This window comes from Duganella rhizosphaerae (genome assembly GCF_040364205.1).
In the GTDB taxonomy this organism is placed as follows: domain Bacteria; phylum Pseudomonadota; class Gammaproteobacteria; order Burkholderiales; family Burkholderiaceae_D; genus Rugamonas; species Rugamonas rhizosphaerae.
Genome location: NZ_BPWK01000001.1, coordinates 315033 through 336643, shown reverse-complemented (window position 1 = coordinate 336643; position 21611 = coordinate 315033). Strand labels below are relative to the sequence as shown.

General features: G+C 63.8%; 21 protein-coding genes and 1 riboswitch. Of the genes, 12 read left to right on the top strand and 9 right to left on the bottom strand.

The features are described from left to right. Nucleotides 1–76: 76 nt before the first annotated feature. Nucleotides 77–1096: an AraC family transcriptional regulator gene (locus RUGAMON1_RS01500; RefSeq protein WP_445228835.1), complete on the top strand. Its 1020-nt coding sequence runs from the start codon at nt 77–79 to the stop codon at nt 1094–1096. Here the strand turns inward: RUGAMON1_RS01500 and RUGAMON1_RS01495 are convergent. The 3 genes from RUGAMON1_RS01495 to RUGAMON1_RS01485 are packed head-to-tail and all read right to left on the bottom strand — an operon-like array spanning nt 1093 to nt 3546. Beyond that, nucleotides 1093–1533, bottom strand: a complete 441-nt coding sequence (locus RUGAMON1_RS01495) for a hypothetical protein (RefSeq protein WP_445228834.1) — start codon at nt 1531–1533, stop codon at nt 1093–1095. The genes RUGAMON1_RS01500 and RUGAMON1_RS01495 overlap by 4 nt on opposite strands. 18 nt (nt 1534–1551) lie before the next feature. Further along, the gene (locus tag RUGAMON1_RS01490) at nt 1552–2076 is read right to left on the bottom strand and encodes an SRPBCC family protein (RefSeq protein WP_445228833.1); all 525 of its coding nucleotides are present in this window, start codon (nt 2074–2076) and stop codon (nt 1552–1554) included. 36 nt (nt 2077–2112) lie between these two features. Further along, nucleotides 2113–3546, bottom strand: coding sequence for a cytochrome P450 (locus RUGAMON1_RS01485; protein WP_445228832.1), 1434 nt, complete (start codon nt 3544–3546; stop codon nt 2113–2115). Nucleotides 3547–3626: 80 nt separating this feature from the next. On the opposite strand from RUGAMON1_RS01485, the gene RUGAMON1_RS01480 reads away from it, so the two are divergent. After that, the gene (locus tag RUGAMON1_RS01480; RefSeq protein WP_445228831.1) at nt 3627–4019 is read left to right on the top strand and encodes a VOC family protein; all 393 of its coding nucleotides are present in this window, start codon (nt 3627–3629) and stop codon (nt 4017–4019) included. A gap of 106 nt (nt 4020–4125) precedes the next feature. Beyond that, entirely contained in the window at nt 4126–6162 is a 2037-nt protein-coding gene (locus RUGAMON1_RS01475) for a M13 family metallopeptidase (RefSeq protein ID WP_445228830.1), read from the top strand. Between the two features lie 600 nt (nt 6163–6762). Here the strand turns inward: RUGAMON1_RS01475 and RUGAMON1_RS01470 are convergent. Genes RUGAMON1_RS01470 through RUGAMON1_RS01460 form a run of 3 tightly spaced genes read right to left on the bottom strand, consistent with a single transcriptional unit; the run spans nt 6763 to nt 10975 of the window. Further along, nucleotides 6763–7869: an alpha/beta hydrolase gene (locus RUGAMON1_RS01470; protein ID WP_445228829.1), complete on the bottom strand. Its 1107-nt coding sequence runs from the start codon at nt 7867–7869 to the stop codon at nt 6763–6765. Nucleotides 7870–7894: 25 nt separating this feature from the next. Next, nucleotides 7895–8095 (bottom strand): hypothetical protein, encoded by a 201-nt coding sequence (locus RUGAMON1_RS01465; RefSeq protein ID WP_020702248.1) that lies wholly within the window; start codon nt 8093–8095, stop codon nt 7895–7897. A 54-nt stretch (nt 8096–8149) separates the two neighbouring features. Further along, entirely contained in the window at nt 8150–10975 is a 2826-nt protein-coding gene (locus tag RUGAMON1_RS01460; RefSeq protein WP_445228828.1) for a M16 family metallopeptidase, read from the bottom strand. A 95-nt stretch (nt 10976–11070) separates the two neighbouring features. Continuing rightward, a riboswitch (FMN riboswitch) is annotated at nt 11071–11212 on the top strand. A 96-nt stretch (nt 11213–11308) separates the two neighbouring features. Here RUGAMON1_RS01460 and ribB point away from each other — a divergent pair. Next, nucleotides 11309–11971 carry a 3,4-dihydroxy-2-butanone-4-phosphate synthase gene (gene ribB, locus RUGAMON1_RS01455; protein WP_445228827.1) on the top strand — a complete coding sequence of 221 codons (663 nt, stop codon included), beginning with the start codon at nt 11309–11311 and terminating at the stop codon, nt 11969–11971. Nucleotides 11972–12060: 89 nt separating this feature from the next. Here the strand turns inward: ribB and RUGAMON1_RS01450 are convergent, their stop codons facing one another. Further along, the gene (locus RUGAMON1_RS01450) at nt 12061–13449 is read right to left on the bottom strand and encodes an MFS transporter (RefSeq protein ID WP_445228826.1); all 1389 of its coding nucleotides are present in this window, start codon (nt 13447–13449) and stop codon (nt 12061–12063) included. 109 nt (nt 13450–13558) lie between these two features. On the opposite strand from RUGAMON1_RS01450, the gene RUGAMON1_RS01445 reads away from it, so the two are divergent. The 7 genes from RUGAMON1_RS01445 to RUGAMON1_RS01415 are packed head-to-tail and all read left to right on the top strand — an operon-like array spanning nt 13559 to nt 18545. Further along, on the top strand, nt 13559–14425 hold the full coding sequence (locus tag RUGAMON1_RS01445) for a LysR family transcriptional regulator (protein ID WP_445228825.1): 867 nt from the start codon (nt 13559–13561) through the stop codon (nt 14423–14425). 50 nt (nt 14426–14475) lie between these two features. Continuing rightward, nucleotides 14476–15264, top strand: a complete 789-nt coding sequence (locus RUGAMON1_RS01440) for an MlaE family ABC transporter permease (protein WP_445228824.1) — start codon at nt 14476–14478, stop codon at nt 15262–15264. A gap of 13 nt (nt 15265–15277) precedes the next feature. Further along, nucleotides 15278–16246: an MlaD family protein gene (locus RUGAMON1_RS01435; protein ID WP_445228823.1), complete on the top strand. Its 969-nt coding sequence runs from the start codon at nt 15278–15280 to the stop codon at nt 16244–16246. Further along, nucleotides 16243–16923: a hypothetical protein gene (locus tag RUGAMON1_RS01430; RefSeq protein ID WP_445228822.1), complete on the top strand. Its 681-nt coding sequence runs from the start codon at nt 16243–16245 to the stop codon at nt 16921–16923. The genes RUGAMON1_RS01435 and RUGAMON1_RS01430 overlap by 4 nt, the downstream gene beginning before the upstream one ends. 3 nt (nt 16924–16926) lie before the next feature. Next, nucleotides 16927–17631, top strand: coding sequence for an alpha/beta fold hydrolase (locus tag RUGAMON1_RS01425; RefSeq protein ID WP_445228821.1), 705 nt, complete (start codon nt 16927–16929; stop codon nt 17629–17631). A 38-nt stretch (nt 17632–17669) separates the two neighbouring features. Beyond that, nucleotides 17670–18167, top strand: coding sequence for a DUF2867 domain-containing protein (locus tag RUGAMON1_RS01420; protein ID WP_445228820.1), 498 nt, complete (start codon nt 17670–17672; stop codon nt 18165–18167). Between the two features lie 27 nt (nt 18168–18194). Further along, nucleotides 18195–18545 (top strand): translation initiation factor Sui1, encoded by a 351-nt coding sequence (locus tag RUGAMON1_RS01415; RefSeq protein ID WP_332854885.1) that lies wholly within the window; start codon nt 18195–18197, stop codon nt 18543–18545. Between the two features lies 1 nt (nt 18546). Here the strand turns inward: RUGAMON1_RS01415 and RUGAMON1_RS01410 are convergent, their stop codons facing one another. Next, nucleotides 18547–19167, bottom strand: a complete 621-nt coding sequence (locus tag RUGAMON1_RS01410; protein WP_445228819.1) for a cysteine hydrolase family protein — start codon at nt 19165–19167, stop codon at nt 18547–18549. Nucleotides 19168–19274: 107 nt separating this feature from the next. On the opposite strand from RUGAMON1_RS01410, the gene RUGAMON1_RS01405 reads away from it, so the two are divergent. Further along, the gene (locus tag RUGAMON1_RS01405) at nt 19275–20264 is read left to right on the top strand and encodes a GlxA family transcriptional regulator (protein WP_445229243.1); all 990 of its coding nucleotides are present in this window, start codon (nt 19275–19277) and stop codon (nt 20262–20264) included. A 12-nt stretch (nt 20265–20276) separates the two neighbouring features. Here the strand turns inward: RUGAMON1_RS01405 and RUGAMON1_RS01400 are convergent, their stop codons facing one another. Then, complete coding sequence (locus tag RUGAMON1_RS01400; RefSeq protein ID WP_445228818.1) at nt 20277–21530, bottom strand: DEAD/DEAH box helicase; 1254 nt, start codon at nt 21528–21530, stop codon at nt 20277–20279. Between the last annotated feature and the right edge of the window lie 81 nt (nt 21531–21611).

Below are 21611 nucleotides of genomic sequence, written 5' to 3'. Positions count from 1 at the left end.
CGAGTTTGAATGACAACAGAATAAGATAACGAACCAACCTGGTATTGCGCTTTTATGACACACGCCTTGTTCGATCATGCCAAGCACGCCCGCTGACCTGTCGCGCCGCGTGGCCGGCTCCTACCTGCAGCCCCTGCTCGAAGCGGCGGCCGCGCGCGGCGTCACGGCCGCGGCGCTGGAGCGCGCGGCCGGCATGGCGGCAGGCGCCCTGCAACCGCTGCCCGACTCGCTGCCCGCCGACGATTACGTGCGCCTGCTCGACATCGGCGCCGAACTGGCGGCCGATCCGCATTTCGGCCTGCATGTGGGCGAACGGGTCAAGCTGGGCACCTACAGCGTGTATGGCCTGATCCTGCTCAGCTGCCGCGATTTCGGCCAGGCCTTCGAGCAGACCATGCGCTACGAACAGCTGGCGCACGATCTGGGCCGCTCCACGCTGACGGTGGCGGACGGCGTGGCCCACTACACCTGGCACAGCAACTACGGCCCGGCCCAGCGCCACCTGGCCGACAGCGTGTTCGCCGGCATCCGCGTGTTCGGCAACTGGCTGGCCGGGATCACGCTGCCGGCCGCGCAGCTGGCGCTGATGCACGACGGCGGCGCCGCCAACGCCCGCGACGAATATGTGCGCGTGCTGGGCGCCATGCCCAGCTTCGGCGCGCCGGCCAACGTCGCCAGCTTCGACGCCGCCCTGCTGGCCTTTCCGGTCCCGAACGCCGACGTCAGCCTCTACCCGGTGCTGCAACAGCACGCCGAGCAGCTGCTGCGCCAGCGCGCGCAGCCCGACAACTCGATCGCCCAGCAGGTGCACGCGGCCATCGTCCGCAACCTCGCGCACGGCCAGGTGCGGCTGGCGTCCATCGCCGAAGAATTGAAACTGTCGCCGCGCACGCTGCAACGCAAGTTGAGCGAGGCCGGCGCGACCTTCCAGCAGATACTGGACCAGGCCCGCTTCGCGCTGGCCAAGGACTATCTGCGCCAGCCGGAACTGAGCCTGGTGGATATCGCCTTCCTGCTGGGCTACCAGGAGCAGAGCGCCTTCAACCACGCCTTCAAGGAATGGGCGGGCGTCAATCCCGGCGCATATCGATCTTAGATCGCGTTGCCCTTGACCCGCACGAACGGGCCGATGCACTTGTCGGTGCGCCGCTCCACGCACATCAGGAACATGTCGCCGCTGGGGTGGAACAGCAGATAGCTGGTGACGGCGCGCCCAACCTCGGTCACATCGCCGAGGCAATCGCGCTTGCCGTTATCCTTGACGATGGTGTCGACTTCCTTGTAGAAGCCCTGCTTGTCCGGCTGGTCGCTGATGGCGAAGGTGGACTCGGCCACCTCCTCGTTGCTGAACACCAGCGTGGTGCCGTCGGCGCGGATGCGATAGGTTTCGCTGCACGAGCCGTCCGGCATGGTGATCCGCCAGGTGCCGATCACGGGATGGCTCTGACGCAGCGCCGGCTCGGCGACGGCCGGCGCCATCAGCACAGTCGGAATCGCCAGCATCGCCACCGCCCGCCTCAGACGCATGTTCATGGCCCACCTCCGCTCACGCTATTTTTCAGCCACCGCCTTCATGTTCGCCAGGCCGGCTTCGAAGTCCTTGCCGATCATGCTGTCCATGCTCACCGCAAGGCCCATCAGCTTGGTCATGAAATTGCTCGGGCCGGACATGGTCCAGCTCACAGTGGTCAGCTCGCCCTTGGGTTCCAGCGTGAACTCGGTTTGGCAGTGCGATTCGAACGGCTTCAGGAAATCGAGCTTGATATCCACCTTGGCGGGCGCCTGGCCGGTGATCTCCATGCGTCCGGAGCCGACCTTGTCATCGCCTTCCCATGCATAGATGGCGCCCTGGTCCTTGGGCGCGCCGCTGAAGGTGCGTTTCATTGCGGGATCCAGCTTCTCCCAGGGAGACCATGAGGTCCAGTTGTGGAAATCGCTGATCAGCGGCAGGATCTTCTCCGGCGGCGCCTTGATGGCGATGGTGCGCTGCACGCGGAAACTGTCCGGCTGCATCGCGGCCAGGCCCAGCACAATCAAAACCAGAACGACGACACCGATGGCGATCTTCTTCAGCATGATTTCTCCCTTTTTTTAAGACGCGCGTCTAGCCTATCATGTTTTTTTGATCAGTCGCACCGGCAATGCGCTCGGCGTCATCGTGAAGGTGAAGCGCTCCTCGACCGGCGCCGCACCCGGCACGCGCTCGATCGCAAAATTCTTGACCAGCATGGACATCGCCATCTTGATCTCCGCCATCGCCAAATAACGGCCGGGGCAGAAACGCGGCCCGCCGCCAAAGGGGAACAGCTTGCGCGCGGGATCGTCGCCGCTGCCGTGGGCGCCTTCCATCCAGCGCTCCGGCTGGAAGCTTTCCGGCTGCGCCAGGTCGCAATCACGCTCGGACGCCTGCCGCAGCAGCAGGAAGATCACCGTACCGGCCGGCACCAGCAGATCGCCCACCACCGCGTCGTCGTTCGGCTGCGCCGCCATGATGGGCGCCACCGGCTTCAGGCGCATCGCCTCGCGGGTGGCGGCGTCGATGTATTTCAGGCGGTCCAGCAGATGATAGTCGTCCAGCACCGCCTTGGCGCCAAGCACCTGTTCCGTCTCCGCCGCCATGCTGCGCGCGGCCTGCGGATGGGTCGATAGAAAATCGATCAGCCAGGCCGTCGTGTTCGACGTCGTGTCCTCGCCGGCGAACACCATGGTGATCGCGTTGCCGACGACCGCCTCGTCGGTCAGGCCGGAGTCCGGCTCGTCGCGGGCGACGATCAGCGCTTCCAGCATATTCGATGGCTTCTGCCGCAATGCCGGATTGGCCTCGATGCGCTTGCGGGCCTCGGCGATGAAGCCGAAGATGGCGCGCTGGATGCGCGCGGCGGCGGCGATGGCCTCGTGGTCGTCGGCGCGCTTGAGCATGGCGATGCGCCAGTAGGCAAACGGCGACGTCAGACGCTTGGCCACCAGCTTGAACAGGAATTCGATATCGCGCTGCAGCGGGTGCTCCTCCAGCTCCAGCGTATTGATGTCCTGGCCCATCGCCAGGCCGATGGTCACGTCCAGCGTATAGGCCTTCAGGTCGCGCAGCACGTCAACCGGTTTGCCGGCGGCGGTGGCCGCGTCCCAGCGCAGGCGCAGGCGTTCGGTCAGCGCCGTCAGCGTGGGGAAGAAGTTATGGATCACTTCCGGCGTCAGCGCCCGCATCACCAGCTTGCGCTGGCGCCGCCAATCGTCGCCCTCCGCCGTGAACAGGCCGCGCGTGCCGACCTCGTTCAACATTTCGGCGGTGCGGCCGGAGCGGCGCATCGCGTCGGGCCGGTCGCGCAGCAGGCTGGCGATCAGGTCGCGGTCAGACGTGGCGATGATCTCCTTGCGCATGATGCGGAACTTGTACAGGGTGCCGAACTCGCGGCTCCAGTCCTCCAACGCCTGGTGCAGGGGGCGGCGATTGATATCGCGGACATTCCCCAACAACGGCCGCCCTTTCGGTCCAGGCAAATCGGCAAGGCTGCGCAGCTGCGGCGGCGCGACGGACGTCAGTTCCATGGTGCTCCCCATTTGATTAAGTCTCCGCGTACACTATACCCCGAAATGTTGACGATATACTCACTCAATCGAGGAAACCGATGCTATCGCATATCTATGTGGGAATTAACCAGTTCGAACCAGCGTTCGCCTTTTACAGCGCGGTGATGACGGAGCTGGGCACGCGCCTGCGCTTCAGCGACGCCGCCAAGCCGTGGGCCGCATGGCAGCCGGCCGAAGGCGCGCGGCCCTTGTTCATCATCGGCAAACCGTACGACGGCCAGCCGGCAGCCTGCGGCAACGGCCAGATGGTGGCCTTGATGGCGCCGACGCGCGCCGCGGTCGACCGCGCCCACGCCTCCGCGCTGGCCCATGGCGGCGTGTGCGAGGGCGCGCCGGCGTTGCGGCCCCACTACCACGCCAACTACTACGGCGCCTACTTCCGCGACCCGGAGGGGAACAAACTCTGTGTGGTTTGCCACGACGCCGAGTAGGAATTTTGCTGCATTGCGACAACTTTTCGACGGGTATAATCTTGCTTCGCATGCTGGGTCACAACCGCAACTCCGGCATGCACCAATCAAAATTAAAGGACTCTTCGTGTATCGTTCTCTGATCAGCGCTGCCTGCTGCGCCTTGCTCGTCTGCTCCACCCCATCGCTGTACGCCCAGGCTGCCGCGCCGGTATCCGGCATCGACCTGAAAACCCTGGACCCGGCGGTACGTCCGCAGGATGACTTCTACGGTTACGTCAACGGCGTCTGGACCCGCAACACCGAGATCCCGGCCGACAAATCGACCTGGGGCACCTACATCGAACTGCGCGAAACCGCGCAAGGCCAGCTGCGCGCCGTGATCGACGCCACGCTCAAGAATCCCGGCAAGCCAGGCAGCGACGCCCACAAGATCGCCGACCTGTACACCAGCTACATGAACGACAAGGCGCGCAATGCCGCCGGCTTCAAGCCCCTGAAGGCCGACCTGGCCCACGTGGCGGCCATCAAGGACAAGAAGGACTTGCCGGCGCTGTTCGCCTACCTGCAAGGCAATGGCATCCAGACGCCGTTCTCGGCCTACATCGCGGCCGACGCGCAGGATCCCGAGCACTACACCATCAACATCAGCCAGTCCGGCCTGGGCCTGCCTGACCGCGACTACTACCTCAAGGACGACGACGCCAAGCTCAAGGCCGTGCGCGCCAAATACCAGCAGCATATCGAGACCATGCTGACCATGAGCGGCGACAAGGAAGCCGCCGCCCACGCCGTCCAGATCCTCGACATCGAGACCCGCCTGGCCTCCGCGCAATGGACCCGCGTGCAGATGCGCGATCCGGTCAAGTCCTACAACCGCGTCGAGTTCGACAAATTCGCCACGCTGGCGCCGGCCTTTGACTGGAAGGCCTACTTCACCGCCGCCGGCCTGGCGCCGAAAGAATCGTCGGCCGTGGTGCGTCAACCGAGCTTCTTCGGCGGCTTCTCCGAGACCGTGGCCAATGTGCCGCTGGATGCGTGGAAGAGCTATTTCAACTGGCGCATCATCGAAAGCTATGCGACCTATCTGAATGACGCCGCCGTCAAGGAGCGCTTCGCCTTCGAGGGCACGGTGCTGCGCGGCGTACCGCAAAGCGAGCCGCAGTGGCAACTGGCCTTGCGCTTTACCGACGGCGCCCTGGGCGACGCGGTCGGCAAGCTGTATGTGGAGAAGTATCTGCCGGCCGAAACCAAACCGCGCGTGATGGCCATGTTTAACAACTTCGTGGCCTCGTTCAAGGACGGCATCGAGAAGCTCGACTGGATGGGACCGGAGACCAAGAAGGAGGCCCAGCTCAAGCTGGCGGCCTTGAAGCCGAACATCGCCTACCCGGATAAATGGCGCGACTACAGCGCCATGAAAACCCAGAAGAACGACCTGATCGCCAACGTGCGCGCGTCGCGCGCCTGGAGCCGCCAGCGCAACCTCGAGAAGCTGGGCAAAACCGTCGACCGTGATGAATGGTCGATGACGCCGCAAACCGTCAACGCCAGCTACAGCCCATCGCTGAACGCGATCACGATCCCGGCCGCGATCCTGCAGCCGCCGTTCTTCAACGTGAAAGCCGAAGATGCGGTCAACTACGGCCTGCTCGGCATCACCTTCGGCCATGAGATCAGCCACGCCTTCGACGATTCCGGCAGCCAGTACGACGCCAAGGGCCGCCTGCGCAACTGGTGGACCGCGGAAGACCGTACCGCCTTCAAGGCGCGTGCGGCGGGGTTGGTCAAGCAGTACGGCGCCTACAGCCCGGTGCCGGGCTACTTCATCAACGGTGAGCTGACCCTGGGTGAAAACATCGGCGACAATTCGGGCCTGTCGATCACCTACCAGGCGTATCAGCGTTCGCTGCAAGGCAAGCCATCGCCGGTGCTGGACGGCCTGACCGGCGAGCAGCGCCTGTATATCGGCTTTGCGATGAAATGGCGCGCCAAGCTGCGCCCTGAAGCGGCGATCGCCCAAATCAAGAGCGATCCGCATTCGCCGGGCGAATTCCGCGCCAAAGGCACGGTGATGAACCAGCCTGGCTTCTACCAGGCCTTCGACATCAAGCCGGGCGATCCGATGTACCTGCCGCCCGAGCAGCGCGTGATCATGTGGTAAGGAGTTAAAAGCGCTTCGCGCTTCGGGGTCAGTTCCCGAGCGCTCGAAGCGCTTCGGGGTCAGTTCCGGCAAAGTGCCATTTGGCGCGTTGCCGGAACTGACCCCGCCCTCTGCGTCCTCTTAGGCGCCATTCTCTTGGCCGGCGCCTTGCGACGCGAAGCCAACGAACGCCAGGACAGTCATTGCGGCGATCCATAGATAAGCACCCAGTCTTATTCCGGTAGAAGGCTCCGGCCCACCTGCTCCAGAGCCACAAGCCATTGCCGGGACAATAAGGCACGACAACGCTGCCAGCAGAATCATGACTGCGTAGATCGACGCACGTCGTAGCGGCCTGCCGCGAACCACCGAGACTACGATGAGCAAGGCGAGCGGATTCGCAAACCATCTCGGGTCCAGCGTCAAGATGGCCAACCACCCAACCTCACCGACCTCATAGCCCATGTAACTTGAAAATCCCCTGCAGTCGAACACGGGGAAGCACAGGCTTGCGAAAAACAAGACAGTTCCAAAAACGGCGGCTATGCGAAGCATTCGAAAGTTCATGATGCCTGACGTGAGGTGAGCGGCAGCCGCCCAGGGGATCGGGGTGGACGGCCGCTAACGCCCAGCACGAATTGCCAGGGGCCGCACATATTCCAACAAGCTAGTCAGCGTTTTACCCGGTTCCTCCCACGGCATCATATGCGCAGAGTTTTCGAACCAGATTCCCTTCTTATAGGGCGCGTCCACTTGCTCAAGCCACGCAGCGGTGGGGGCTGACGGTGTTGTGTAGTCGTAGCGCCCCATGAACATCACCACCGGAATCGGAAACTTGTGCACCTGCTTGTAATCGACCTGCAGGAATTCAGGCAAAATCCGGCCGAGGGTGAACATATTGCCCTGGTCGACCGCGCGGGCGGCTTTGCAGTCGTACGCCGGCGACAGCAACGGCGCGTCAAAGTAGTACTTTGCGCCGCCATCGCGATACGCACTTAGCCCGCCGTAGAATTGCGCCCATTTCCTCGCAATGATGATGCGCTCGCGAGTGATCGGCGTATCGCCCGGATACGGCGCGATGGAATTTAACTCTGCGATGGCTTCCGCGTTGTGATGCGCCTTGGCCTGATCCAGGCCGTACTGGAAACTGAGCCGCTCGTTGTCGCGCGTATTGATCACCTGGCCGATGCCGACATAGGCGTAAAACAGATCGGGACGTACCAGCGCGGCCTTCATGCCGACGACCGTTCCCCAGCTGTGCCCCATCAGGATCAGCTTGTCCTTGCCGTAGCGCCGACGAATGTACTCGGCAACCTCGATGGCATCCTTGACGTAGCGGTCGATGTGGATACTGTCGCTGATCTCTTCCGGATTGGTTTCCAGGAAAGTCTTGCCGGCGCCACGCTGATCCCAATTGACGACGGTGAAGTACTCCTCGATCGGCCGCTGGAACTCCCAGATGCTCGGCGTCAGAGGCGCGGCGGGACCGCCGTGCAGAAACAGGATGACGGGGTTAGCCTTGTCATGCCCGCGCACGTTGATCCATTGCTTGATGCCGCCGATTGCTGTCGTGTAGGACTCCTCGATGCCGGCAGGCGTGACGATGCGCTGGAGGTCGCTCACGACCGCCCTCGCCGCTTCGTAAGACTTCCCGCTCGGACAATCCTCTGCGTTGACGTTGGGGTACAGCGTGACCGCGAACAGCAAAACAAGAGCGTGCATTTTCATCGTGATTGTCCTGAGGGTTTTAACATCAGGCCAGCGCTTCCTTTGCCGCCTGCTCCGGCGTCAAGCCGTCGTAGAACAGGTCCGTGAACCACTCAACCTGCTCTTCAATATGTTCCTGCGCCTGCTCCTGGGTGGCGCCGCCCTTCACCAGGAAGCCCTCCACCTCGATACACCAGTGGATCAATTCCAGGGTTTCCGGGTCCAGCTCTTCTTTTTTCTTTGCCATGATAGTTCTCTACATCGTGATGGATACAAGCCGCCAGTGTAACAGGCGGCCCGATTACTTCGCCGGATACAGCACCACCTGCACATAGTTGTTGGTGTCGAAGTAGCGCCTGGCGGCGTCTTTCAGTTCGGCCGCCGTCAACGCGCCCACGCGCGATTCGTAGGTCAGCACATCGGCCGGATCGGTCTTGTTGAAGAAGGCGTTCATCAACACCGCCATCCAGTAGCCGTTCTCACGCAGGCCCTTGCGGTAGTTCTCGACCCACGAAGCCTTTACCTTGGCCAGGTCCGCATCTTCCGCGCCGTTCTCCTTGATCTTGTCGATCTCCGCGAAGGTCGCCGCCAGCACCTTGTCGACGTTCTCCGGCGCGCACGGCAGGTTGGCCGTAATCGAATAGTTCTGGTACGGGATGCGCTCCATGTTGCCGCGCACGCCGCCGCTGTACATCGCGCCCATCTTCTCGCGCAGCACTTCAATCAATTTGATGTTCAGCACCTCGATCAGCGCCTGCAAGCGCATGCGCTCCCGCGCCGAGAACGAAGCCTCGCCGGTGAAGGACAGCGAGATCGTGCTCTTCGGCTCGGAACCCGCATGCACCTCCTTCTTGATCACTCCACGCACCGGACGCACACCTTCATCCTTGAAGGCCACCGGAATCTCACCCACCGGCAGGCTGGCCAGATAGGTGGCGAGCAGCGGCTTGATCTTCTCCACATCGAAGCTGCCCGCCATGAAGAAGGTAAAGTCCTTGGCGCTGGCCAGGCGGCTGCTGTAGATATCGACCACGCGGTCCATGCCCAGCTGGTCGAAGTCGGCCGGCTTCGGCGCCCGCTGCACGCGCGGGTTGTTGTTGTACAGCGTCGCCGTGATGGTGTCGCTGAAGATCGACTCCGGCCGCGCCATATTATTCTTCGCCAGTTCGCGCTGGCGGTCCACGTAGGCGCTGTAGATCGCCGCATCCTTGCGCGGCTGGGTCATGTTCAGGTACACCAGCTGCAGCATGGTCTCGACGTCGCCGCTGCCGGAGCCGCCGCTGACCGTCTCGTTGATCGAACTGACGCTGGCGTTGGCGCCCGCCGTCTTCCCGGCCAACACCTTCACCAGATCGCTCGGCGTGTAGTCGCGCACGCCCATCTGGTGCACGATGTTGCTGGCATAGCGCGCGTTGAACAGATCCTGATCGCCGAACAGCGACCAGCCGCCGTAACGCAGGCCGGCCAGTATCACCTGGTCGTTATTGAAGTCGGTAGGCTTCAGCACCACCTTGACGCCGTTGCTCAGCGTGAGCTCCGTCAATCCCAGCCTGGCGTTGACGTTTTCGCTGACGATGCTGCCGGCCTTGAGCGGCGCGGCCATCAGCTGGCTGGAATAGACCTTCTCTTCCTGCGCCTTGACGCTGATCTTCTCGGCCGCGCTGGCGGTGGCCAGCAGCTCGTCGGCCTTGGGCGCCGGCACCCCCGCCGCCTCGGAACCCGTGTAGATCACCAGCTTGTTCTGGCTATCCGGGATAGCCCCCCGCACGGCGGCGTTCACCTCGGACAGCGCGATGCCCGGTATCAGCTCGTTCGCGTAGCGGTACTCCATCGCGATGCCGGGGATGGACTCCTTGTCGAGGAAATTGCGGATGTACTCCGCGGCGTAACCGGCAGAATCGGATTTATCTCGCTCGTTGTACATGCGCTCATAGTTGCGCAGTATGCCCTTCTTGGCGCGCTCCACTTCGGACGCGGTAAAGCCGTACTGGCGCGCGCGCTGGTCCTCCTGCACCAGCGCATTGATGGCCGGCGTGGCGCCGCCCTTGCCCAGCACAGCGCCGGCGCCGAAAGAACGGTAACCGCGCATCACGGAGCTCATGCCGCTGCCGCCTTGCAGGAACGGCGGATTGGCTTGCTGCGTCAGCTCGTGCATGCGCTGGCTGAGGATAAAGCTGTACATGTTCTCGATCAGCTTCTGGCGATAGTCGGCGATGGTGGTACCGGCCGGCCACTCCTGGATCGGGTAGCGGATGTAGACCGAGTTCGCGCCGATCTCCTTGTCCGTGAACACCACGCCCTCGGACTCCGCACGCTCAGGGATCTTGGCGTATTCGCGCGCACGCTCGTTCTGTGGATTTTTCAAACCGCCGAAATGCTGGGTTATCAGCTTTTCCGCATCGGCCGCTTCGATATCACCGACCACCACCACCGCCATCAAGTCCGGGCGATACCAGTCGCGGTAAAAGCGCTTGACGGCGTCGTACTTGAAGCTCTTGAGGATGTCCTCTTTACCGATCGGCATGCGCTGCGCGTAGCGCGAACCGTTCAGTATTTTCGGCAGCAGCACCTTGTTCATGCGGTCGTCCACGCCTTTGCCGAGCCGCAGCTCCTCCAGCACGATACCGCGTTCGCTGTCGATGTCGGCGTCGTTGAACGACAGGCCATGCGCCCAGTCCTCCAGCACCTGGAAGCCCTGCTTCACCACTTCCGGCTTGTCGGTCGGCATCGGCAGGATGTAGACGGTTTCGTTGAAGGTGGTGTAGGCATTCAGGTCGGCGCCGAACTTCACGCCTATCGACTGCAGATAGGACACCAGCTCGTTGCGCTTGAAATGCGTCGAGCCGTTGAAGGCCATATGCTCGGTGAAGTGCGCCAGGCCTTGCTGATCGTCGTCCTCCAGTATCGAGCCGGCCTTCACCACCAGCCGCAGCTCCAGCTTCTTTTCGGGACGGGTGTTCTTCTGCACGTAGTAAGTGAGGCCGTTGGCCAGCCGGCCCACCTTGACCTGCGGGCCGACCGGTATCGGATCGTTCAAATTCAACGGCGGCTGATCGGCGGCTTGCGCCATGAAGGAACACGCCAGCAGAACGGCGGCGGAGGCGCTACGCATAGTCATCAGCTTCATACCTGTTGCATTAATAGGAAGGAAAAAGCTACCTTACACTGAAATTCTTAATTTGGGCTAGAATCCTTGCTCGCCTGCCAGCCGGCAGGATTTAACGACGTCTTCGGGGCGGGGTGCGATTCCCCACCGGCGGTAAAGCCAGCAATGGCCAAGCCCGCGAGCGCCTTCTCACGAAGGGTCAGCAGATTTGGTGTGATTCCAAAGCCGACGGTATAGTCCGGATGAAAGAAGATGTGCGGTGACGCGGCCTCCTGCCCGAGCGATCGGTGCGGCGGGCCGCGCGTATTCGCTTGCCCTGTCGCGTTTTTCGCCTATTTGCGAGGAGCGTTTCACATGTTGGACCAACAATCTGCTGTATCCCCCTATTCCCTGGTGTCGGACGATCTGGAAGGCCGCATAACAGCGGCGCTGGAAGCCATGCGCGCCGGCGTGCCAGTGATCCTGCTCGACGATTTCGATCGCGAGAACGAAGCGGACCTGATCGTCGCCGCCGAAAAAATCACCGTGCAGTCGATGGCCATGATGATCCGCGAATGCAGCGGCATCGTCTGCCTCTGCCTGAGCGCCGACAAGGTGCGCGAGCTGGAACTGCCGATGATGGCCGCCGATAACGGCAGCCGTTACGGCACGCCGTTCACGGTATCGATCGAAGCGCGCGAAGGCGTGACCACCGGCGTCTCGGCGGCGGACCGCGTCACCACCATCCGCACCGCCATCGCGGCGGACGCGCAACCGCGTGACCTGGTCCATCCCGGCCACGTGTTCCCGCTGCGCGCCACGCCGGGCGGGGTGCTGGCCCGCAAAGGCCACACCGAAGGCTCGGTGGACCTGGCGACCATGGCGGGCCTCAATCCGGCCGCCGTGCTGTGCGAGTTGATGAACCCGGACGGCACCATGATGCGCGGCGCCGACATCGAGCAATTCGCCGAACTGCACGGCATGCCCATCCTGACCATCGCCGAGATGATCGAATGGCGCACCAAACACGGTCTTTAACCCGCACTGCCAGGCGGGGTCTGACCCCGGCCGGGGTCAGACCCCTAAGTGGTGCCGCGAGCGTATCGCTGAAGGCACACGGGGTTGCATCAAACCGGCTTGCCCAGCTTGACGTAGCGGTACACCAGCACTAGCGCGCCGGTGTAGGCCGCCGTGATCAGGCCGAAGGCCAGCGGCAGACGCCACGCCCACTCGGGCACCATGTGCATCACGGTGCCCATCATCGCCACGCCGACCAGGGCGCCGATCTGACGATTGGCGTTCAGCGCGGCGGCGGCGCTGTTGGCGTGCGCCTTGCCGGCCACCAGCATCACCGTCGCCGTCATGCCAGGTATCGCGATGCCGATGGCGAAGTTCATCGCCACGGCGGCCAGCACCAGCAACCAGTAAGGCGTTTGCGGCGTCAGGCCGACCAGCATCAGGAACGCCATGCCCAAGCCCACCATCAGGCCGTACATCATCGGCGGCCGCGTGCCGACCCGCGCGGTGATGCGTCCCGAAGTCAGGTTGCCGGCCGCGAACGCGGCCATCATCGGTATCAGTTTCAAGCCGGTGTGCAGCGCATCCGCGCCGGACTGCTGAATGTAAAGGCTAAGCAGGAACAACTGGCCGAACACCGCGAAATTAATCAGGAAGCCGACACCGTTGGCCGCCGCAAAGGTCGGCGTATCGAACAGCGCCCGTGGCAGCAAGGGATGCGCGCCGGTGCGCTCGCGCCGAACCAGCAGGAACGCAGCGGACACCGTCGCCACGAAAGCGCCCAACACCGGCGCCGAGCCCCAGCCCAATGCCGGACCTTCGATCAGCACAAAGCTCAGTCCCGCCAGCGCGGCTACGCCCAGCAGATGGCTCAGCATCGACAGCGCACGTTCAAGGCGCGGCGTGGCCGGCGCCACCACCTGCGTCAGCACGATGCCGAGCAGGCCGATAGGCACGTTCACCCAGAACACGCTGCGCCAGCCGAATTCGTGCACCAACACCCCGCCCACCAGCGGACCAGCCGCCGAAGCGCAGCCGACGATCGCCGACCAGGTGCCCAGCATGCGCGCGCGGGTGGCCTGGTCGTCGTACGCGTGCGTCAGCAGACTGAGTGAACTGGGCATGAACAATGCGGCACCCGCGCCTTGCAGCAGCCGCGCGGCGATCAGCGCGTTGCCGCTGGGGGCCACGGCGCACAGCACCGAACCCAGAATGAACACGCTCAAGCCGCCCTGGTAGACGTTCTTGGGGCCATAACGGTCGGCCAGCGCGCCGCCCGCCATCAGCAGCGCCGCGAAAGTCAGCGTGTAGCCATCCACCACCCAAACCAGGCCGGTAAGCGGCACGCCCAGGTTGACAGAAATATCGGACAAGGCGGTATTGACGGCGGTGACGTCGATCATCGCCATCACGAAGCCTATGGCCAGTGTCATCAACACCAGCAAGGCGGGAATCTGGCGCGGCTGGATCGCCGGCGCCACGGTACTGGGGCTAGTCATGATGCATCCTTCAGTGAGTATGCCGAGATGTTAGCCTCCTTGCATGATGCAGTAAATACGCATAACATCGGCACTACGATGCAAAAATGCATCACCACCGGATAGCCACATGGATTGGGACAACGCCAGGATTTTCCTCGCCATCTACCGCAAAGGCACGCTGCGCTCGGCCGCCGCCGCCCTCGATATCGACCAGGCCACCGTCGGCCGGCGCCTCAACGCGCTGGAAAAGTCGCTGGGCGCGCGCCTGTTCCTGCGCACGCCGTCAGGCTACCTGGCCACGCCCGCCGGCGAACTGGCCGTCACCGCCGCCGAATTGATGGAGCGCGCGGCCCTGCAGTTCCAGCGCGAGATGCAGGGCATCGACAACCGCCTGTCCGGCATCGTGCGCGTCGCCACCTCGGACACCATCGCCAGCCACTCGGTACTGGGCGCCATGCAGCGGCTGCACATCCTGCATCCGGAAATACGCGTCATCCTCAGCACCAGCACCGAGATCAGCAACCTGACCCGACGCGAGGCCGACCTGGCGGTGCGCACGCTCAAGCCCACCAGTCCCGACCTGATCTCGCGCCACCTGACCCGGCGCAGCATGGGCCTGTACGCCACGCCCGCCTACCTGGCCGAACGCGGCGTGCCGGTCCAGGGCAACGGCATGCAAGGCCACGACATCATCATCTACCAGGGAGCGGTGGCGCCGCGCCACATGGAAAAGCTGTGCATGGAACCGATCGCCAACGCGCGCGTGGCGATTGAAGTCAACAGCGGCATGGTGATGCTGGACGCCGCGCGGCGCGGCATGGGCGTGGCCGAACTGCCCTGCCACATGGCCGACGGCGATCCCCAGCTCACCCGCGTCTGGCCCGATCGCGTCGACCACTACGATGTCTGGCTGGTGATGCACAGCGACCTGAGTCGCAGCGCCCGCGTGCGCGCCGCCGCCGACGCCATCATCGCCACCTTCGCCGAAGAGTAGGCGCCCGTGGCGGACACCCGGCGACGCGGCCACGGTGCTAAGATGCCAACATGAGCATAGAAGCAGCTATCCCGTCGGCGCTGAAGCGCCTGATCCATGCAACCGCCGCCTGGCTGAACAGCTGGTGGCGGCTGCTGCAATTCGCGGTGCTGATGCTGTCGCTGGCGTTCAGCCCCGCCAGCTACGGCGGCGCCAACCGCAACCTGCTGGCGCGCCACATCGTGCGCGACACCGCAGCCAACCTGGCCTGGTATGGCGTGCTGTCGGCGCTGGTCAGCCTGGTGCTGATCCGCATCGTGGTGGTCACCTCGCAGAGCTACGGCCTGTCGCGCTTCGCGCTGGAGATGGTGGTGCGCGTGCTGGTGCTGGAGCTGATCCCTTTGACCGCCGCCGCCTTCGTCGCGCTGCGCACCACCCTGCCCGCCGCGCTGGAATTCTCGCAAAGCCGCAGCAACGCCGCCAACACCAGCGAGGCCGAGCTGCATCAGGAATTCTTCCCGCGCGTGGCGGCGGGCGTGTTCGCCGTCTGGATGCTGGCCGCCGTCAGCTGCGTGATGACGCTGGTCCTCGCCTACCTGACGCTGTACGGCTTCACGCCCTGGGCGCTGCCCGGCTACACACGCGTGGTCGGCCAGGTCTTCAATCCGGCGGTGGCGCTGATCCTGGTGCTGAAGATCGTCTTCTTCAGCTTTGCGGTTGGCTTGATACCGATGGCCTCCTCCTTCTACTTCGGCGCCAGCTACCGCGCCAAGGTAACGCACGGCCTGTACGACATGGTGCGGCTGTTCGCCGTGATGCTGTTGATCGAAATCGCCTCGCTGATGGGCAACTACTACTGAGCGGAATGGAACAATGACCGAACAAACAAACGAAGCGGCGCCGGTGCGCAACGCGGAATTCAAGGCGGCCCTGCTGCTGGTGCTGATGGTGGTGCTGGTGGCCGGTTCGGCGCTGTACCTGATGTACGCGCGCGGCGCCTTCGAATCGACGCAGACGCTGGTGCTGCAGGCGGACGACTCGGAAGGCGTCACCGTCGGCATGGACGTCACCTTTGCCGGCTTTCCGATCGGCCGCGTGCGCCGCATAGAGCTGGGCAAGGACGGCAAGGCGCGCATCATCGTCGACGTGCCGCGCGACGATGCGCACTGGCTGCGCAGCTCCAGCATCTTCACGCTGGAACGCGGCTTGGTGGGCGGCGCCAAGCTGCGCGCGTTCAGCGGCATTCCGACCGATCCGCCGCTGGAAGACGGCGCCGCCCGCGCGCTGCTGGTCGGCGACGCCGGCGCAGAGATTCCACGGCTGCTGGCCGCCGCCAAGGACCTGCTGGAACACCTCAGCGCTTTGACGGCGGAAAACTCCGCACTGGCCTCGACCCTGGCCAACGTCCAGGGCGTTACTGGAAAACTGAATGGCCCCAACGGCGCCATGGGCCTGATCGCCGGCGACGACAAGAACGCACAACAACTGGCGGAGCGCGCCAACAAGCTGCTGATCACCGTGAACGCGCTGGCCACCAAGGCCGATAGCCTGATCGGCCACGCCGACACGCAAGTCTTCGGCAAGCAAGGCGTGATAACGGACGCGCAAGCGACCATCGTGCAGCTCAATGGCCTGCTGGCGGACGCCCGCAACAGCCTGAAGAAAATGGACGCGGTGCTGATCGAAGCGCAGGCCGTCGGCGCCAATGCCAAGGAAGCCACGGCCGATCTGGGCACGCTGCGGGGCGAAGTGGAAAGCAGCTTGCGCCGGGTCGAACAGCTGGTCAATGAGATCAACCGCAAATGGCCGTTCAAACGCGATACGGAAATCAAACTCCCATGAAGACCAACGCCCCACTGATCGCGACACTGCTCACCACGCTGCTTGCCGCTTCGCTGCTGGCCGCCTGCGGCAACAACCCGCCGGTGCCGGACTGGCAGATGAACGCGCAGAGCTCCATCGAACGTTCAACCGCCGCCTACATGTCTGGTAATGCGCGCGTGGAAGCGGCCGAGTACAAGCGCGCCCGCGAAGCGCTGGCCAGCACCGGCAAGATCGACCTGATGATACGCGCCGAATTGATACGCTGCGCCGCCCACGTCGCCTCGCTGGTGTTCGAGGATTGCGCCGGCTATGACAAACTGTCGCAGGACGCCAGCCCGGCCGACCGCGCCTACGCCGCCTACCTTTCCGGCCGCGCCACCGCAGCCGACGCCGCGCTGCTGCCGGCGCAGCACCAAACGGTCGCCTCCGCATCAGGCGACGCAGCCGCCGCCAGCGCCACGCAAGCCATCACCGATCCGCTCTCCAAGCTGGTGGCCAGCGGCGTGCTGCTGCGCGCCGGCAAAGCCACGCCGCAGGTCCTGAGCGGCGCCGTGGACACCGCCTCCGCCCAAGGCTGGCGACGTCCGCTGCTGGCATGGCTGGGCGTCCAGGCCATGCGCGCCACGCAGGCGGGCGACACCGCCGAAGTCCAACGCCTCCAGCGCCGCATCGATCTGGTCAGCGAAAAGCCATAGACGATGCTGACCATCGTGCTATTGCCCGGTATGGACGGCACGGGGGACTTGTTCGCCCCGATCATCGAGGCACTGGGCGGCGAGTTCGCAATTTTCACCGTTCGCTATCCGACACAAGAGCCACTGAACTATCTCGAACTGGAAGCAATCGCGCGTGATGCATTGCCGGTCGCTGGCGAATTCATCTTGCTTGGCGAGTCCTTTTCGGGACCGATAGCCATTTCGATCGCCGCTTCCCCGCCGCCCGGACTAGTCGGCATCATCCTTTGCTGCACCTTTGCACGCAGCCCGGTGCCAGCGCTCAGAGCTATCGGAACGTTGGCCTCCGCTCTGCCGATTAAGTTGGTGCCTGCGGCGCTGATGAGCCATGTTCTCCTAGGTCGCCACGCCACCGCGATCCTGCGCTCCGCACTAACCACATCCATCGCCACCATCGCGGGCCGCGTGCTGCAAGCTCGTTTGCGCGCTGTATTGACGGTCGATGTTTCGGCCAAACTGAGGACAGTGGAGCTGCCGCTGCTCTACCTGCAAGCGTCACAAGACCGCGTCGTGCCGTCTAGCGCGGGAGACCATATCACCGAACTTTATCCTGCGACGCAGCTGATAAAACTCGACGGACCACACTGCCTCCTTCAGGCTGCAGCAGAAGACTCGGCAAAGGCCATATCTGCTTTTGTACGGCGGTCAGCGCGCTCAAGCAGTATGTGATAATGTTTTGACATATTCTTTCGCGCCTCCAGAGCTCTATGATTTCCGCCATCGACATCCCGCCGCAAAGTGAAATATCCCGCCACCTGGACGACGCCTACTACTACGACTGCTACGAAACGGCGATCAAACCCACCGCGCAATCCGCGCTGGCGTTGTATTTGCAGGTGATGGCCGGCACGCCGGGATGGATCAACGCCTTGATGGCGCTGCGTAATCGCGTGGTGAGCCTAGTCGGTCTGAAGAATCTGGGGGGCATTGGCGACTTCAACCCCACCAAGCCGGCCAGCGATTATCGCGTCGGCGACCGTGTCGGCATCTTCTCGATCCGCTACATCAGCGAGCAGGAAGTCATCCTCGGCGATACCGACAAGCACCTGCACGTCGAAGTCTCCGTATGCAAACTGCAGGACAAGATTGCCGTCAGTACCGTAGTCCACATCCACAACCTGCTGGGCCGCGTCTACATGCTGTTCGTTACGCCGATGCATAAGCTCATAGTGCCCGCATCGCTGAGGAATGCGCGTTTTCTGTAGGCCGGCTTCTGCTAGAATCTCGGCACTATGAACACCCGACTCGTCTACTCCACTGAAACCGGCCGCATGTGCCCCGATTGCGGGCAGCCGGTCGCCGATTGCCGCTGCAAAGCCGCAGCCAAATCCAAACCCGCCGGCGACGGCGTCGTGCGCGTATCGCGCGAATCGAAGGGCCGCGGCGGCAAGACCGTCACCTTGGTGAAAGGCCTGGCGCTGGACGCCATCGCCCTCGCCCTGCTGGGCAAGCAGCTGCGCAGCGCCTGCGGTTCCGGCGGCACCGTCAAGGACGGCGTCATCGAAATCCAGGGCGACCACTGCGACCTGGTGATGGAAGCCCTGAAAAAACAGGGCCACCAAGCCAAGCGCACCGGCGGCTAGTTCACTGGCGGGTGCGCTGGTTCGACAGATAGATATTGTCGCCCTCCAGCTTGCTGCCGTCACGCACGGAGGCTTGCCACGTTTCAGTGCTCACCACCGCGCCGAAGTTGGAATGAAACACCGTGTTGAACACGCGGTGAATCTCTTCCGCGCTAACCTTGCCGGCCGCGTTCTCGTACGGTAGCGCACCGGTGGCATCTTCCAGAACCTCCACTTGCAAGCCGCGATGCTTCGCCTCGTAGATGGTGGACGCATTGCAGTTGTGCGTCATGTAGCCGACGATGGTCAGCGTGTCGATGGCGCGCTCCTTCAGCCATTCGGCCAGGTCCGTACCGGCGAACACGCTCGCCATCTTCTTGTTGATGAAATGATCGTGCGCACGCTGTGCCACCGCGGGATGCAGCTTCCAGCCGTCCGAGCCAAGACCGAAGATCGGCGAAGCTTCCGGCGCATCGTGCTGCACCACCACCACGGGGATGCCCGCCTCGCGCGCGGCGTCCATGGCGCGGCCGATATTCGGCAGCGAGGTCTCAACCGGCGGATATTCAATCTTCATCTGGCCGGTGAAGTATTCGTTTTGTACGTCGATGACGATCAAGGCACGGCGTGGGGTTGCGGTCATGATTTTCTCCTGTAGGATAAGGCGGAAGCGCCCGGTGAGTGACATTGTCCGTCGCCGTGCTGTTATTCAAAAGTGGCCCGAAGGCCACCATGCGATATAATCAGGCCATGTCCGCACGCACCTCGCCCATCCAGAAATTCCGCATCGCCGTCATCGCCTTCGACGGCATCAATCCTTTTCACCTGTCGGTGCCGTGCCAGGTATTCGGCGCCCAGCGCGCCGACTGCGAGAGCGCGACCTTCGACGTCAAGGTATGCGCGGAAGATGCGGGAGCGCCGCTGACCACCACCGCCGGCTTCCAAATCGTCGCGCCCCACAGCCTTGCCGCCCTGACCCGCGCGGATATCGTCATCCTGCCGTCGTGGCATTCCGACTGTCGCCCGGCGCCCGCCAGCCTGCTGCAAGCCCTGCGCAAAGCCCACCAGCGCGGCGCGCAGGTAGTGGGCCTCTGCATAGGTGCGTTTCCGCTGGCGGAAGCGGGCCTGCTGGACGGCCACACGGCTACCACACACTGGGCCAACGCCGACATCATGGCCGAGCGCTACCCCAAGGTCCGGGTCGACCGCGAGGTCCTGTATGTCGATGAAGGGAAAGTGGTCACGTCGGCCGGCGTGGCGGCGGGCCTTGATTGCTGCCTGCATTTGCTGCGGCAGCTGTGCGGCGCGGAGATCGCCAATCGCGTGGCGCGCCAAATGGTGGTCGCGCCGCACCGGCAAGGAGGACAGGCGCAGTTCATCGAGCGTCCGCTGCCCGTCAGCGGCAGCGACGACCGTTTCGCTCAGGTGCTGGCATGGGTTGGCGAGGATTTGACGCAGAACCACAGCATCGACGCGCTGGCCGAACGCGCCTTGATGAGCCGCCGGAATTTCACCCGCCACTTCCGCCAAGCCACCGGCACCTCGGTCAAGCAATGGCTGCTCAACCAGCGCCTGGCCCACGCCCAGCATCTGCTGGAGAGCAGCGAAGTATCGATCGAGATGGTGGCACAGCAGGCGGGATTCGGTTCCGCGCTGTCACTGCGCCAGCATTTCCGGGCGGCGTTGCGGACCTCGCCGTCAGAGTATCGCAAGTTGTACCGCTCCACCGTATTGGATTGACGGCGCGGGAGCTTACTCCCCGGCCGCTGCGGCGGCTTCGCGCAGCTTGTCCTTCTTGCTCTTGCGTTTGCCCTTGATGCCGCCGTTGACGGTGTCCGTCACCGAATTGGCGGCGACTGGCGGCAAAGTCTCCTCCGGCTCGAAGCCGGCGATCTGCTCGCGCGGCAGCAGAATCTCCTGACGCTTTTCGATCAGGCGGAAATGCTGCTCCGTCTCCGCGCTGACGAAGCTGATCGCCACGCCACTCTCGCCCGCGCGGCCGGTGCGGCCGATGCGGTGCGTGTAATCCACCGCCGAACGTGGCAAGTCGTAATTGACCACCGCCGGCAAACGGGCGATGTCGATACCGCGCGCCGCCACGTCGGTCGCCACCAGCACCTGCAAGCGGCTGGCCTTGAAGTCGCCCAGCACTTCGGTGCGCGCGCCCTGGCTAAACTCGCCATGGAAGGCGCCGGCGCGGATGCCGTTGCGGTTCAGCTTATCGGCCACATGCTCGGCCGCGTACTTGGTCGCGACGAACACCAGCACCCTGCTCCACTTGTGCTCCTGGATCAGATGCTTGAGCAGCATGGTCCGGCGCGGCACATCGACCATGATCGCACGCTGCTCGATATCGGGTTTGCTCAGCGGTTCGGACAACACCTCGATGCGCGTCGGCTGATGCAGCATGCCGTCGGCCAGCGCCTGCACCGCCGGCGGGAAGGTCGCCGAGAAGAACAGGTTCTGGCGCTGCTTCGGCAGCAGCTCCAGGATACGGTTCAGTTCTTCGCTGAAGCCCAGGTCCAGCAGGCGGTCCGCCTCGTCCAGCACCAGCATCGCCGTGCGCGAGATCTTCAGCGCATTGTGGTCGATCAGGTCCAGCAACCGGCCCGGCGTGGCGATGACGATATCGGCGCCGCCGCGCAGCGCCATCATCTGCGGATTGATCGATACGCCGCCGAACACGATCGACACCTTGACCTGCATCGGCAAATGCGCCACCAGCTTGCGGATCGACTCGCCCACCTGCGCCGCCAGTTCGCGCGTCGGCACCAGGATCAGGCCATGCAGCTGGCGCGGGCCGTTGCGATTGTCCAGCAGCGATTGCAGCAGCGGCAGCGCGAAAGCGGCGGTCTTGCCGGACCCGGTCTGCGCCGCGCCCAGCACATCCTCCCCGCGCAGAATGGCGGGAATGGCGGCGCTCTGGATGGCGGTCGGCTCCTGGTAACCGATTTCGGTCACGGCGTTAATCAGTGAGGGAGCAAGGCCCAGCGAAGAAAAAGACATGTTGGCCTTAATAGTGTGAATTGAGTCAGTGCCGCCAGTATAAAGCATGCGCGCCACACCCCGGCCGCGCCGATTTGCCCT